Genomic DNA, 16,099 nt, shown 5'->3' on the forward strand with positions numbered 1-16,099 from the left:
GTTTGATAAACGACTAAAACACAAGATATTCTGCCTAATAATGATTATAATTGCTGCTCAATTCGCCATCGAAAGATCAACTAATATGTCTCAGCAAGCAATCAAACTAACCGAATATAGCCATGGCGCAGGCTGCGGCTGTAAGATCTCCCCTAAAGTATTAAGCACCATTCTTGCATCACAACTCCCCGTATTTACTGATCCGAACTTATTAGTGGGTAATCAAACCCGTGACGATGCCGCTGTCTATAAGCTAAATGAACAAACTGGCATTATCAGTACCACAGACTTTTTTATGCCCATTGTAGATGACCCATTTACCTTTGGCCGAATTGCAGCCACCAATGCCATCAGTGATATATACGCTATGGGTGGTACTCCCATAATGGCGATTGCCATTTTAGGCTGGCCAATTAATAAATTACCCGCAGAAGTAGCACAACAAGTAGTAGATGGTGGACGTCAAGCCTGTGCCGATGCCGGTATTATGTTGGCTGGAGGTCACAGTATCGATGCTCCTGAACCTATTTTTGGATTAGCCGTAACAGGGCAAATTCCGCTTGAACAAGTAAAACAAAACGATACCGCCAAAGCAGGCGATCGTTTATACCTCACCAAACCGATTGGTATTGGTATTCTGACAACAGCACAGAAACAGAAAAAACTCCGTGATGAAGATAGTCTAATTGCGCCTGATGCGATGTGTCAGCTCAACAAGATTGGTATCGATATTGCTAAAATTGTTGGTGTTAATGCATTAACAGACGTAACGGGGTTTGGACTGGCCGGCCACTTAATTGAAGTCTGCCAAGGCGCAAAACTTAAAGCTAACTTAGTGTTATCCCAAGTGCCTTTATTACCAAAAGTAAGTGATTACTTGGCTCTTGGCTGTATTCCTGGCGGCACTCATCGTAACTTTGACAGCTATGGCGAATATTTACCCCCTTTAACTGATGATCAAAAAGCCATTCTCTGCGATCCTCAAACCAGTGGAGGATTATTAGTTGCAGTGAGTGCTGAAGCGGAAAATGAACTTAAAGCATTATTAGAAACCAATGGAATTGAAGCTATTTGTATCGGGAGACTCAATACCTATAAACCGAGTTCTGATGGCCATGATGTTCTTGTGGAATTAAGCTAATGAGCGAGGTTATTCCCAGCTCTGAATATGGCAGAATACTATTAGAAGGTCGTCCATTAATTGATGTGCGTGCACCTGTCGAATTTATCAAAGGTGCATTTAGCCATTCAATTAATTTACCGTTAATGCAAGACGGTGAACGCGAGAAGGTAGGAACATGCTATAAACAACATGGTCAAGACGCTGCTATCGCATTAGGCCATGAGCTGGTAACCGGAAAAGTTAAACAACAGCGTATAGATGCTTGGCAAGCTCAATTGTCTCAACACCCAGACAGTTACTTATATTGTTTCCGTGGCGGTTTACGTTCGCAATTATCACAGCAATGGATTAAAGAGTCAGGCTTAAACATCCCTTATATTCAAGGGGGCTACAAAGCCATGCGGACTTTTTTAATTAATGCTATCGAACAAACCCCTAACCAAACAAAAATGCTTATTTTAAGTGGCATAACGGGTAGCGGTAAGACAGAAGTTATCAATCAGCGAGATGAGTCTGTCGATCTTGAAGGCATAGCAAATCATCGCGGATCGAGCTTTGGCAAAAATATTGACCCGCAGCCCAGTCAAATTAACTTCGAAAATAACTTAGCCGTTTCATTACTTAAACATCAACAACAGCAACATAATCACTTACTGTTAGAAGATGAAAGTATTCTGATTGGTCGCTCTGCCCTGCCACACAGCTTTTACCACGCCATGCAACAAGCTGAAATTATCGTGCTCGATGAACCATTAGACGCACGTTTACCGCGCTTATTGCATGACTATGTAGAGGGAAAGCTCGCTGATTATGAGTCACACTTGGGTGAACAAGCTGGTTTCGATGCTTTTACTGCATATTTGACCCAAAGTTTACTGGGGATCCGTAAACGCTTAGGCGGTAAATTACATCAAGAACTGCAAGACTTAGTAGATAAAGCACTTAATGCGCAACAGAATCAAAATGATACCAGTAAACATCTAGACTGGATAAGCCAGTTACTCACTATTTATTATGACCCAATGTACCAGTATCAACTTGAACAGAAAAAAGATAGAGTCATATTTCAAGGTAATAGACAAGCCATACACCAATGGTTAGATAACCATAAGTCATAAAGCACTTCATTATAAAGCCCTCATGATGAGGGCTTTATAATGTCTGGTATCTTCAGCATATAAGTTAACTATATTTAACTCATCTAACCTAAACGGATGATTAACACTTTCAATGAATGATTCACCATCGGTCAAAAAAATACACTGCAAAATATTTATTAAATCGAATTAACTATATGTAAATCATTTAGTTAAAAGTGAATCCCACGGTAAATTGGCACTACCGACTACAATAAAATTGGGGTTTTCTAACGTTTCACGCTCATTGTAGGTCATAGGCTGTAAATTTATATCAATTAGCGCACCACCAGCTTCTTCAATAATAATTTGTGCAGCTCCCGTATCCCACTCACCAGTTGGTCCTAAGCGAACATAGCAGTCTGCTCTGCCCTCTGCGACTAAACAACTTTTTAATGCTGCTCCGCCCATCACCACTAATTCGCAATGGTTCGGTTTATTAAGTAACTTTAATACCGATTGAGGATCTTGACGACGACTTACCGCTAAACGTAAATGTTCTGGTTCATCACCGGTTAATTGTTTACTGGTAATACGTATTTCGTTCTTACCATCACGCTTATAGGCACCTAGTCCAGCTATTGCGTAATAACACACCTTAGTCATCGGCACATAAACCACCCCCATAATTGGACGATTATGTTCAATCAAGGCGATAATGACAGAGAAGTCACCACTTCCAGCAATGAACTCGCCAGTACCATCAAGTGGATCAACTAACCAATAACGCTTCCATGTTTCACGTACACTTAATGGAATATCCGCGGCTTCTTCACTTAAAATAGGAATATCGGGTGTTAGCTCTGCTAACTTACTGCAAATAATATCATTGGCAGCTAAATCAGCAGACGTCACTGGGGTGTTATCTGACTTAATTTCGCGTTTAAAGTTACCTTTTAGGTAAATATCACGAATTTTTTGTCCAGCTTCTGTCGCAATGTCTATGACTTGCTCAATTACATCTTCTGGCTTCATTACTACTCCAATTACTGGATTCGAGAAAGATGACCTGACAAGGACACCAATAAATACGGCTATTGCCTATTCTATGTGTGATTGCATGATGAATTCAATACGCCAAAATAAGTTACCTATTTAGCGTTTTTCAACTTCAGCTATTTTCCATCAGCAAGCTGATGAGTTGATCCAGCCAAATATTGTTGAGTTAAAAAAAGGGCACTTACACTGCGAGACTCGGAGAAATCAACATTATCGATTAATAACTGCCAATCAGATAATGGCCAAGGTATCACGTCAATTGGCTCAGGCTCGTCACCTTCTAAACGACTAGGATACAGTTTTTCTGCTACAAAAATGTGCATTTTGCTGGAAAAATAACTTGGCGCAAGAGATAGCTCTTTTAAATGGGTCAATTGATAACTACCAAAACCGATCTCTTCCTGGAGCTCTCTATTGGCAGCTTCTATCGCCGTTTCACCTGGGTCAATCAATCCTTTAGGAAAGCCTAGCTCATAATTATCAGTACCTCCAGCGTATTCGCTGGCGAGTAACAAATTACCCTGATGAATGGGGACAATCATCACTGCACCTCTGTTACTCCCTTTCATGCGTTCATATTGACGCTCTACGCCATTAGAAAACTTAAGGTGTACCTGCTCAATTTGAAACAGTCTGCTTTTGGCAACAATTTCGCTATGCAGGGTCTCCGGCTTTTTATGCCGCTGTGTCATTGAAGCCTCATCAAATAATGTCATTTTCACAAACATCAATCTTATACCAAACAAAAATAATATGTGACCTGTTTTTATTGCAATAAAATCTAGGTCGACAACAAATATCTTAGCGGTATAAGAAGTGGATAACAACTCAACACCGTTGAACTTAACCATAAAACAAAATGCCCCCTTTGAGCATGATATTTCACATACTAAAAGGAGGCATCAGCTTACCGAGAAAAAATTAAAAATGATAACGGAGGTTTAATTGGTAACTTAAGATATCGTTGGGTGCCAAAGCAATATAATCCATCCCTAAACCTGCAGACCAATTGCGAGTAAATTGATAATCTAAATGCATGCCTGTATACCAATCCGTACCATCAAACTGAGTCGTTAACGTTTGCCCTTGGGAGTAGCTTTTGACTTCCGACTCCCAAATTAACACCCCTACTGGCACCGAAAATCGCCATCCATCATGCTCTACTAAACTCAATTCGACACCCACACTGAATCCTGTAGGTAATATTGGCGACACGGATTTGAGTAACTCATGATATTGGTCAGTATTTAAACTCTCGCCGCTTATCTGCGTAGAGCCTTCACCAAAATCTATATATCCAAGTTCAAAAGCAAGTACTGAATTAACTTGATAGCCGATACTAAAACCAAAGCTAGTGTTTGATTTATCAAACGCCTCTATCTGACCGGATGTTATTTCCTGCTGCAATTCTGCTTGAGTGTTAACCGATTCGCTAAAACCAACAACAGCATCCAAATACCAAGGTGATATCGCTGATGACTCTTGTGCTTGAACATGGCTCGAGCTTGCCAATAACACCACCAAACCCAATGATAAAACCTTATAATATCTAAAACCATTCTCCGGCTTGATACGCAGCATTATCACCAACAATAGCAGACCACTCCAAAACCAATGCATACTGCCGCCACTTGACTCATTGTTGACTACTTGAGTTTTAAAAGCCGTAACGGTAACCATTACATTCGCACTAGCCTCACCACCTTCACCGTCACTAATGGTATAACTCACAGTATCAATACCTTCAAAACCAGTTATTGGGGTATAACGGATTTTGTTATTTTCAATCATGACGCTACCTTGCTGTGCGCTCACCGCTATCACGCTTAATGTTTGGTTATCTGCATCGGTATCATTACTCAACACATCTAATATCAAGGTTGTTTTATCATCTGTATTGGCGATATCATCCACTGCAATTGGGGCTCTGTTCGCCACAACAGTTACGGTTAACTTGCTGCTACCTGTGCCACCGTTACCATCACTTATGCTATACACCAATACATCTGTCCCAATGAAATCGTCCGCTGGCAAGTAACTTACTTGTTGGTTATCTAACACCTCTGCTGTACCAAACTGACTGATGACTTGCTTAACCGTCAAGGCATCTCCATCGGCGTCACTGTCGTTTGCCAGTACGTCAATATCAATCTCCTGATTAACTGACACTGTAACCGCATCGGCCACAGCTAGGGGCAGAGTATTACCAGTGAGCATCACTGCGACCCCACCTGGGTCAACGATGGTACCGTTGGCTAGACCATCGTCATCGTTCGGGCCACCATCTTCTATGGTTAGCTGTACACACCAGTGACCTTCATTTAATCCAGTTTGCCATTCAACGGCACTTGGTGGAGGGCAATAACCTGAATTACCTGCTGTCGACATAACCGAATTATTATCGTTGGACACAAAGTCTTGCCAACTGCCGCTGACAAACTTGCGATACACTGCATTGGTCGGCACTGGTAATGTTTGAGGAATAACGATGCTCACACTGTCACCTAGCTTAGGTAAATCAGTGAGTTCAAAGTCAAACAGGCCACCCAAATTACTCGCTTGTAGATCGTCGCTTAAATCAGCTTCTTGAATTTCAATACCATTATTTCCATTGAGTTGCGCCGTGTTACCTAAGCGCAAACACACGCCAGACTGACTTTCTGCAAGAAAGCTTACTTGTTCAATGCTTTTTTCTTGCAACACATTACACTCGAGAATGGCATCAAGATAATCGGCAATGCCATCGTTATCAGCGTCAGTAAAACCTTCTTGATCATCAGGAATTAAATCACCATCGCTATCTGCACCTGTAAGTATTGGTAAGCTCTCTTTTACCAACAAGGTTAATTTCACTGTTGTCGATAATTCAGGAACACCATCATCTGTAACCACCACACTAATAGGGTAATTTCCCGAATCTAGGGTGCTAGGGTCAAAGTAACTGCCATCGGCATCACTTTCTAACACTAAAACACCTGTCGACCAGACTTCAGTGAGGCTGTCCTGCAGGTTCATATCACGGCTTTTCGCGCTAATGTACACCTTACCGCCAACCTTACTCACTTGACTGCGCAGTTCATTAGATTGCATCACTTGAATACTGGCTTGTGGGGCAATATTGGCTTCAGTAATTAATAACTGTGTTTCATCTTGTCCGCTGAGATTCAGGCTAGGGTCCAAACTGATAATCAGCTCTTCATCCACTTCTGTTACCCCGTCATCGAATACATTGACGCTAAAGCTTTCGCTCAAGCCTGAAGTGATCTCAAACACACCGTCGACTAAGTCATGATCATTAGCATCACTACTACCAGAAACAGTATAAGGAATACTCACTGGATATTGCGGTGAAGGGCCGTTTAAGAAGACGCTAAATTGCACTTCACTCCCTTCTGCAACCACTTGGTTTCGACTAATCGAAATCAAAGGATTCACAGTCACTTTCTGGGATTTAATTGAGCTGAGGCCTTCACTATCAGTCGCTTGCCAGTAGGCTAAATGTTCGCCTGGTGCAAATAATTGTTGAGTATTCACTAAAGAGACCGCGAGTTTATTACCCGCCTTATCAACAGCCGTTGCGACACCTAGCTTAAGCTTAGTGAACAGCCCCGTTGCGTTAGCCGTAATATCGTCAGGTGCGGTAATTACAGGCGCATCTTCTGAATTTTCACCTGTGATAAGTAATTGTACCTTGGCATTACTGCGACCTTTTTGACCATCGGAAATGGTATAGCGTAAGGTTACAGGGCCGACAAAATCAGTAGGCGCTTGATATTTAAGCTGCGACGCCTCAACTTGTATGCTGCCCACATCGGCCGCTGCACCGTCAATGGTCAAAGTATCGTCATCAACGTCGGTATCATTATCAAGTACAGCAATGGTATAGCTATTGTCTACCGACAGGCTTTTACTATAACTATCATCCATAGCCTGAGGTTCATCATTCACTGGGTTAACGTTGATGCTCACCAAACCAGGTTGTGAACTTAGCTCGGCATCTTTAGCAATAAAGCTAACGCTGTCTTCTCCATTAAAGTCTGCATCTGGGGTATATAGCCAAACTGAGCCATGTTTATCTAATTTTCCTGATGTTGGTTGAGTTAATACCTCAAAATTCAGAACATCATTTTCTGCATCTGTTGCAGTAAAACTAAACGATACCGAGCCATCTTCATCCAAACTGACATTAGTATTTGTTGCTACTGGAGCACTATTAGCATTTATTGGCGTTACACTGTTAGACGCACTTGATGCAGCACTGGTACCTGCAGAGTTTGTGGCGGTAACACTAAATGTGTAGGGAGTTCCATTGGTGAGCCCAATAACAGTTAATGGTGACCCAGCGCCTGAAGATGTGATTCCACTGGGACTTGATGTCACGGTATAAGCCGTTATCGCTGCCCCACCGTTATTAGCAGGGGCACTGAAGCTTACGGTTGCTTGGGTATCGCCCGCCGTTGCTATACCGATACTAGGTGCATCTGCCACTAAGGCATTCACAGTAAAAGTCTGGCTCACTTGGGCTGCTGGTAAATATGCGCCGTTACCCGCTTGATTAGCATTAATGGTACAGTTTCCCGCGGTAATAAAGGTAAGGCTACCGCCAGAGGTAACGGTACAGACACTCGAAGTCGATGATGTAAATACAGGGGTTAAGCCTGAGCTTGCACTTGCGGTTAACGTTGGCGTAGAACCAATGCTTTGTGCGCCGGGATCCGTAAACGTAATAGTTTGTGCCGATTTAGGCGTCACGCTGTTGGAGCTACTTGATGCTGCACTGATACCTGCGGAGTTTGTGGCAGTGACACTAAAAGTATACGCTGTGCCATTAGAGAGTCCCGTCACAGTCAATGGTGACCCAACGCCTGAAGACGTTATTCCACTCGGGCTTGATGTTACCGTATAAGCCGTTATCGCCGCGCCGCCATTACTCGCTGGGGCGCTGAAGCTAACACTCACTTGGGTATCGCCCGCAGTAGCGGTTCCAATACTCGGCGCGCCCGCAACCACGGCATTAACAGAGAAGCTCTGACTCACTTGAGTCGCTGGAGAGTAAGCTGTACTCCCCGTCTGATCTGCATTAATAATACAAGTACCAGTGGTAACTAAAGCCAAGGCTCCGCCACTGCTCACTGTACACACACCGGTGGTTGATGACGTAAACACCGGTGTTAACCCTGAACTGGCAGTCGCCGTTAATGTTGGGCTGGAACCAAAACTTTGTGCACCAGGATTGCTAAACGTGATGGTTTGCGACGCCTTGGGCGTGACGCTGTTGGATGCGCTAGAAGCCACACTAGTGCCCGTAGAGTTAGTAGCCGTAATGGTAAAAGAATAATCCACACCATTGGTTAATCCAGCCACAGTGATAGGCGAACCCATACCAGAACCCGTGAGACCACCAGGGCTAGAAGTCACGGTATAACTTGTAATTGCAGAGCCACCAGTGAAAGCTGGAGCAGTAAAACTAACGGATGCCTGAGTATCACCCGCACTTGCACTCGCCGCTGTAAGCGCTCCTGGTACTACCGCATTAACACTGAACGAACGACTGACGGTTGCCGCTGCCGAATAACTACTATTACCAGGCTGATCTGCATCAATGGTACACGTACCAGTTGTCACAAACGTTAACGCGCCGCCACTGGTGATAGTACATACGCCAGTAGTGGATGAGGTAAAAGTAGGTGTAAGCCCAGAAGTTGAGCTTGCTGATAGTATAGGGGTAGTGCCAAAGTTTTGCGCCCCAGGGTTAGCAAATGTTATGGCTTGTGATGCTTGGGGAGTCACACTGTTGGAAGCACTTGATGCTGAGCTAGTGCCTGTCGAGTTGATTGCCGTAACCTTAAAGGTATAAGCAACACCATTGGTTAGACCCATTATCATTAATGGCGAGCCAGTACCACTGGCAGTATTACCGCCAGGACTTGAGGTCACAGTATAAGCGCTAATCGCAGAGCCGCCATTACTAGCCGGTGCACTAAAAGTAACTGATACCTGGCCGTTTCCTGCTGTTGCCGTACCTATTATTGGCGCGCTAGATATCGTCAGTACATTGCTGGCAATAATACCATTACCAGTTAAGTCGGCCACATTAATTGCCGCATCGGCACCTGCGGCCCAATCATCAGCAGCGGCAAGATTATAGGTTGTTACATCATTTGCGCTGGAACCATTTTTATTTAATAGTACGTTGACTCCGCTTTTATCAGTTGTACTCAATGTCAGAGTAAAAGCGGTACCGGAAGTCACTTCCACATTGGCGGTATCCGTAAGGCTGTAAGTCCCACCGCCCTCACCAGTAAAAGTGAATTTATTGGCGACTACGTCATTAGTCGCACCTTGTTGACTTAAATAACCACTGCCAGTCACCACCAGCACGCCACTGGTATAGTCATAGGTTGCGCTGGTTAAAGTAGGTACAGCCACATTACTGACTGTTATTTTATTTTCTGAAGAGTCTTCTACATTCAAGGCTGGATCTGCACCTGCAGCCCAATCTTCTGCCGCATCAAGATAATAAGCTGATAGATCAGTAGATTGTTGACCATTCTGATTGGCAATTAAATTATAAGCCGCTTTATCTGTAGCACTTAAGGTGAGTGAAATGCTAGTGTTGGATGTTATTTCTACATTACTGGTATCAGTTAAGGTGTAGCTGGCTCCACCTTCACCGTATAAGGTAAATTTATTGGCTATTATGTCATTGGAGGCGCCTGCACGCTTAGTGAATCCAGACCCTATCGCTGTGAGCACACCGCTACTCGCATCATAAGTTGCACTGCTAATGGTGGGTACTGGCACACCTAAAACCGTAATACCATTAGCCGTAATATCGTCTGTTGAGGAGGAATCAGCAATGAAACCTGCCGCCCCCGCAAGGTTATAAGTCGTTGCATCTGTTGAACTGTTACCATTTTTATTACTAATAACATTAATGGCAGCGCTATCTGTGGTGCTAAGTGACAAGGTAAAACCCGTTGCTGAAGATATTTCAACATCGGCGGTATCTGTCAATGTATAAGTGTTGCCACCTTCCCCTGTAAAAGTGAATTTACTGGCTATAACATCATTAAGCGCACCAGTTGTGGCATTGAAATTAGTACCTATGACGGTTAAGTCACCTGTAGAAGCGTTATAAGTTGCGCTAGTAATAGCTGTAGCTGTATGTAACACAAAACTATCAAAGGTATCGTTAAAGCCAATAGCATCAGAAGTAATAACAATCTGATCAACAGCATCAAAGTTGCTGTCCATGATTTTAGTGCCACTGCCTACACTCGGCGAAAGGCTGCCTAAAGACAGTCCATCACGGAACCCCTCAATATTTACTATTGACGAGCTATATTGGCCATAGTAGAAGCTCACAAAATCAAATTCGTTACCAGATGAGGTTTCTAAAGTAACAGTTTCTACTCCGCTAGAAGATAATGCAGCCAAGGCAGCAGAGCCACTTTCACCATTATCAGGATCTTTCCACCAATTACCACCACTGTATATAATGACAATATCCCCATCAGTAAACCATGGGGAACCATTATCAACTTCAACAAAACCTAAACCTTCGAAATCTATTGTAATATCGCTTGGAATAGAGGCTGCATAACCAGAGGAGTTTATCGTTGTCACTATCACAGCACACAAAAATAGCCAATATTTTTTGAGTGCTTTCAGCATTCCTAACAGGCAAGTATTTAAATAAATAATCTGAAAATCATTTTTACACCGTGACATGATATTTCCTTAACAAGCACTTGAGTCTTTTACATAAATTCGAATAGAACAGATTTAGACTTATATTTAACACATTTAATTTAACTATATAATTTATATGAAAAAATTAATATTTATACTGCCAATAAATATTAATTATGCGCAGGGTACTCTCCCTCTAAAGCAATAATAAAATTAATTCCTAGGTAAGGGTTTCTTACGGGGATAGGATTACCAATGCCAGTAGGTTCAATATTTACAGTGCCCGCAGAAGTCACCGGCCCACCGTTAAAGCCACCAAGCTGTGCTTTTGTTGTTCCAGGAGGCGTCTCAGTAAACAAGCCATTAAAAACTACATTAGAAGGGCCAGCAGTTGCCATTGTTGCCGACAAATAAGCAGTACTGCCAGATGTAGGTGGCACCATTGCATTAGCTGTTGAAGTGGCAACATCTGCAGTAATACTGACTGGAGCGGGTGTACCTGTAAAAGTGGAGGTATGTGAATGGCTTGGCAAGTGAGCTTGAGTCATATTAATAGCTTCAGAGCCCCCCCCCTCCGCTCGATCAATAAGTGATAAGCCAGGACCATGCCCCACACCTACAGGGCTACGACCGCGCAAATCTGGAACTCCAAAGGTAGTGGAACCATTACCACCATAAATAGTGCCTAATATTGCAAACAACGCTGTATTGTCCGTAATAGACATCAGGTGTCCATCACAAAAAGCCCAACCACGGGGAGCAAAATTACCCGCAAACATACGGATTTCACCAATAAATGGTTCTGACATTGCGTCTCTCCTTAGATTATTTATGATTAAGTCTAGTTAACTTTGCTTGTTTCAAACATGAGTATTTCTGATGCTTCAAGCGAAAATAGTTAGCTAGAGTTATCAATAACGAGTCCCTTGCGGTTTATTGCCTACCACCTGGAAATACAATTAACATCTCAAAACAATATTGCAACCTTCAAGAAACATGAATATACATTAGATTATGCTTACAATAAAGTTGATCTAGATCAAAAACCTTCTTTTAATCTTCTATTTGTCACTCTTACAATAATTTCATTTAAATGCCGCATTGCCACTGCATACTTTCATGGGTTTCCGTAATATCTTGAAGCGTAAAACCTTGCTGAAGGTAAAGCGCTTTCGCCCTTGGATTGTCCCGCGCGACAGCCAAACGAATAGGCACATTCAGCACCTTGGCATCATGTTTAAGGGCATCTAACACAGCTGAACCAAAGCCTTTACTGTGCGCCTCTGGAGCGAGCACCACATCAACAAGGTGCAAACATTCTGGATTAATCGCTAAGGTCAGCTTGCCAATCACTTGAGCTTGGCAGCATAGGATATAATCCCTTGAACTAGGAAACTGGCTTTTATAGGACATTTTTTGCAGTTGATATTGCTGTTGCAATATCAAATCCACTGCAGCTTGGGGTAAATCAAGCTGATAGAAATCGCTGCGGGTAGCATAAAAAGCTCTGCCATGATAAATACGTCATCGTCACTAGCGGGGCGTACACTGAGGTTCAATCATGGGTTTAGCTGACTTAACATTAATACCTACCAACAGAAGACAAGGTTAGCAATTGATTGTAGCTGGCTGATAATGCCACGATGCTACTCGTTTGAATTTAGCCACAAGCAAATATTTTAATAACCATGGTTAACAAGAGTTATACATTTAGGCCCTGATCTTTGCAGTATCAAAGTGGTGCCATAAATGTTAAAAACTAACTTCAAGGCTAGTACAAGTAGAGATAACCACAAGTGATTGCAATGCTTTTTTCTGCAAAGGATTAATTGATGTTTGACTGGAATGCTATAGACACAGTGCTGCTCGATATGGATGGTACGCTGTTAGATTTACACTTTGATAACCACTTTTGGTTACATCTCGTGCCACAACAATTAAGCATACAACGCCAAATAAGCTTGGATGAAGCCAATACACTCGTCAAACAAGCTTACTATGAAGTGATCGGCACCTTAGATTGGTATTGCCTTGATTACTGGCAAAGCTACTTACAACTCGACATTTTGGCTTTACATCATACATCCGCAGACAGAATTAAACTTCGCCAAGACAGCATGCCTTTTTTACAGGCATTGGCTGGAGCAAGTAAGCAACGTATTTTGTTTACTAATGCTCACCCCCAAAGTTTAGCGCTTAAGCTAACTCATACCAATTTAGCCCATGGATTAGACGATATGTTATCGAGTCATGAGAGCGGTTACCCTAAAGAACATCCGCAATTTTGGCAGTATGCATTTGATAAATTTAAGTTAGATCCATCGCGGTGTTTATTTATTGACGACAGCGAAGTGATTTTAGCGGCATCAAAAAAGGCAGGCGTAGGTTATCAGCTCGGAATTAAAAACCCAGACAGCCAAAAACCTCATATTGAATTTGCCGACTTCCCAGCAATTACCGATTACCAGCCACTATCACTGGCACTTCAATCTGTATAGCCATTATTGAAGCAATAGAAACGACTAGGGTATTTGAAACTACGGTAAACAAGGGACATTATCTTAACTAATACCAAGAATACAAATACATGGTCACGAATATAAAAACGCCTTGATAGTGATATCAAGGCGTTAGTTATTCAAGGATACTTTATTGATTACAGTCCAGGCACAACACCTTGATAGTTGATAGGGTAATACCCTTGGCTGTCTTGTCGACCTAAGAATGATAACGAGTCTCGTAAATCTTTAGGCTGAGCATCGGTCGGTTTAATTTTAGCACTGACCTTAACCAAGTTTGACTCGCCTAGAATAACGGTCCCCGTTAAGCCTAATACGTTTTGGGTTTCATCAGTGGCGATTTGTAATTGGCCATCAAGACAACTGAGCCCCAATGCGATATTGCCCAATGGGTAAACACCATATTGATTTTTAACATTTGTATTATTTAAAAATAATTTACCGTTTAATTGCTCACACCATGGCTCGCCTTGCTTTAAGGCTTCAACCATTAAGCTCACGTCACCATCAATTTTAGTTTTAAAAGGTAAGCGAGCATCCGCTAATAAAAAGCTGTCGGGTAGATCAATACGGATATTTTTCGCACTCAGCCCTGATAATGACCAACTAATACTGCCTTTACCATTTACAGGTGTAGCACGACTGCCTACGTTAATATCGATATTAGCTTTACCAGCTAATAGTCCCCACGGGCTTAATTTCCAGCTAACCTGTTCAATCTGTTTTTTATCAATGGTGATTAATGCCGCTTTTCCTTGCCAAAGCGTACCCTCAGCACCGCTGATAGCCACATTACTCGGCAATGGAGCAATACTGACTAACCAGTTTGCCGGTAAATAAACCAATAAAAACACTAGGTAAATAATGACGCCAATGACTATTTTTGAAAATAAGCTCACAAAAAATCCTTACTGAGAAAGCTGAATACGTCTTACTTTTACAAAACCAGCAACGTCTGATTCGGTTAGATCTACACTGTCCAACGTTAAGCCTTTTTGCTCTACTAAGTCATGTAAGTAACCTAATAACGCATCAAATGGCACGTCATCCATCCATAGTTGTATTTTATCGCCTTGCGGCTGCATACGAGTGATCTCTAATTTATATTGACCAGCCGTTTGATTTACCACAGAACTTAAACTTCCACGAACTTTAGCTTGCGCACCCGCCTGTTTAAGACCGGCGATTTTATTGGCGGTTTGTTTAACATAATTTAACGTTTGCTGCGCTGCACTGTTATCACGCTCTGCAGTTTCTTGAGCATTCGAAATCGGTGTCCAAATGCCCCAATAAACAATACCAATAACCAATATTGCAGCACAAAATCCAACAAGTTGTTGCTCTCTAATGGCTAGACTTTGCCACCAACTACGCATGTTTTCCATGTTATTTAATCCTTAACGTCAGTGTGCTGGTAACACTTTCTTCGTTACTGTTCATGGCACCACCGTCGAGCTGGTAGTCTTTGCTAACAAGTTCTTTAAACTTATCGATTTGACCATAGGTTTTTGCTGTCACTTGCATACGTAATTCATTACGATTTGCTTCATAACGCAATGAGTTCGGTTTGAGTTCTGGTACTTTACTAAACGCTGGCTTTAAACCGTCTAACATTTCAAAAAATACCGCGCCACCACCTTGACCTTGCATGCTGCGCAATTGACTGCCCATCTGTGAGCGCATATTAACAATGCGGTTTACACCCGGAACGGCTTGCTTAAAAATCAATTCACTTTGAGCTTGCAGCTCTGCGGTGTGGTTATTAAGTTGATGAATGGATAAGCCTTTATTCGCCAAGGCTAAAACAATCGCAATCACCAAGACAATAGCAGTGTTTTTCCAGATGAATAACTGTTTACTGTATTCATGCTTAGGTTTATAAATGCCACTGAGCAAATTGATTGGGGCATTCAAAATGCCTTTTGCTAATACCATCATAGGTAAATCTAGCGGCTTGTTATTAATCTCCACACCTTCAAATGCAATATCGTCACTATAACTTGCTATGCTAATAGACTCATTGTCACTGAGTTGTGCCGCCGAGAGTAACTGCGGTAGTGCAAATGCAGACCATGCTTTAGGTAAACTAACGCCGCCACCTTCTGAGGTTCTAATTAAATATTCGCTGCCAACACTCATTGCCGCCCAACGGCATTGTTCTAGAGGCAAGGCTAAACAATCAGGTACGATACGTTTCACTTTTAAGCCAGCATTATGCAGCCATTCTAGCCATATTTGCATTTGTTCATGCGCCACAGCTGCCACATTGAGCTGCTCACCTTCACGAGGCCCAACAACAAAATGCATTTTATCTACATCGGTTGCTAGTGATTCTTCTAACATGTATGGCAATGCCATTAATGCTTGGCGTTGACCTTTTTCGGGTAACATAATTTGTGTCAATGTCATATTGGCCGCTGGCACAAGTACATCAACAGGACGATTACCCGCCCGCTCAGTTAAACTGCTGAGACTCGCGGCATCAGATAACTCACCAGAAGCGATGATTTCTTGCTCTTGTTCTGACCATACTAGCCACGAACATGGGTGTTCTGATGTTTTTCCTAACCGGATAAATAGCCGTTCAGACACTGTTATTCTCCACCAATCTCAATACGTATTGTTAC

11 protein-coding genes are annotated in these 16,099 nt (G+C 42.4%); 3 read left to right on the forward strand and 8 right to left on the reverse strand.

The features are described 5' to 3' along the window. Positions 1-85 precede the first annotated feature (85 nt). Together selD and mnmH are read left to right on the forward strand one after the other, a co-directional pair. The gene (gene selD / locus FH971_RS19060; RefSeq protein WP_137224676.1) at positions 86-1,141 is read left to right on the forward strand and encodes a selenide, water dikinase SelD; all 1,056 of its coding nucleotides are present in this window, start codon (positions 86-88) and stop codon (positions 1,139-1,141) included. Continuing rightward, positions 1,141-2,241 (forward strand): tRNA 2-selenouridine(34) synthase MnmH, encoded by a 1,101-nt coding sequence (gene mnmH / locus FH971_RS19065; RefSeq protein WP_140235350.1) that lies wholly within the window; start codon positions 1,141-1,143, stop codon positions 2,239-2,241. The genes selD and mnmH overlap by 1 nt, the downstream gene beginning before the upstream one ends. Positions 2,242-2,424: 183 nt before the next feature. On the opposite strand, the gene cysQ is transcribed toward mnmH, so the two are convergent. The 5 genes from cysQ to FH971_RS19090 form a co-directional block, all read right to left on the reverse strand. Beyond that, positions 2,425-3,234, reverse strand: coding sequence for a 3'(2'),5'-bisphosphate nucleotidase CysQ (cysQ, locus tag FH971_RS19070; protein ID WP_137224672.1), 810 nt, complete (start codon positions 3,232-3,234; stop codon positions 2,425-2,427). 140 nt (positions 3,235-3,374) lie between these two features. Continuing rightward, a complete protein-coding gene (nudE, locus tag FH971_RS19075) occupies positions 3,375-3,950 on the reverse strand; it encodes an ADP compounds hydrolase NudE (RefSeq protein WP_140235650.1) in 576 nt (191 codons plus the stop codon). A 229-nt stretch (positions 3,951-4,179) separates the two neighbouring features. Continuing rightward, positions 4,180-10,992 (reverse strand): Ig-like domain-containing protein, encoded by a 6,813-nt coding sequence (locus tag FH971_RS19080; RefSeq protein WP_140235351.1) that lies wholly within the window; start codon positions 10,990-10,992, stop codon positions 4,180-4,182. A gap of 131 nt (positions 10,993-11,123) precedes the next feature. Continuing rightward, complete coding sequence (locus FH971_RS19085; RefSeq protein WP_140235352.1) at positions 11,124-11,762, reverse strand: phage tail protein; 639 nt, start codon at positions 11,760-11,762, stop codon at positions 11,124-11,126. Between the two features lie 280 nt (positions 11,763-12,042). After that, positions 12,043-12,393, reverse strand: coding sequence for a GNAT family N-acetyltransferase (locus tag FH971_RS19090; protein ID WP_140235353.1), 351 nt, complete (start codon positions 12,391-12,393; stop codon positions 12,043-12,045). A gap of 392 nt (positions 12,394-12,785) precedes the next feature. On the opposite strand from FH971_RS19090, the gene yrfG reads away from it, so the two are divergent. After that, positions 12,786-13,451 carry a GMP/IMP nucleotidase gene (gene yrfG, locus FH971_RS19095; RefSeq protein ID WP_140235354.1) on the forward strand — a complete coding sequence of 222 codons (666 nt, stop codon included), beginning with the start codon at positions 12,786-12,788 and terminating at the stop codon, positions 13,449-13,451. 158 nt (positions 13,452-13,609) lie between these two features. On the opposite strand, the gene FH971_RS19100 is transcribed toward yrfG, so the two are convergent. The 3 genes from FH971_RS19100 to gspL are packed head-to-tail and all read right to left on the reverse strand — an operon-like array spanning position 13,610 to position 16,064. Beyond that, complete coding sequence (locus tag FH971_RS19100) at positions 13,610-14,371, reverse strand: type II secretion system protein N (RefSeq protein WP_140235355.1); 762 nt, start codon at positions 14,369-14,371, stop codon at positions 13,610-13,612. A gap of 9 nt (positions 14,372-14,380) precedes the next feature. After that, positions 14,381-14,857 carry a type II secretion system protein M gene (locus FH971_RS19105; RefSeq protein WP_137224663.1) on the reverse strand — a complete coding sequence of 159 codons (477 nt, stop codon included), beginning with the start codon at positions 14,855-14,857 and terminating at the stop codon, positions 14,381-14,383. Position 14,858: 1 nt separating this feature from the next. Then, positions 14,859-16,064: a type II secretion system protein GspL gene (gspL, locus tag FH971_RS19110; protein ID WP_140235356.1), complete on the reverse strand. Its 1,206-nt coding sequence runs from the start codon at positions 16,062-16,064 to the stop codon at positions 14,859-14,861. Positions 16,065-16,099 lie beyond the last annotated feature (35 nt).

Source organism: Shewanella polaris, from assembly GCF_006385555.1.
GTDB lineage: Bacteria > Pseudomonadota > Gammaproteobacteria > Enterobacterales > Shewanellaceae > Shewanella > Shewanella polaris.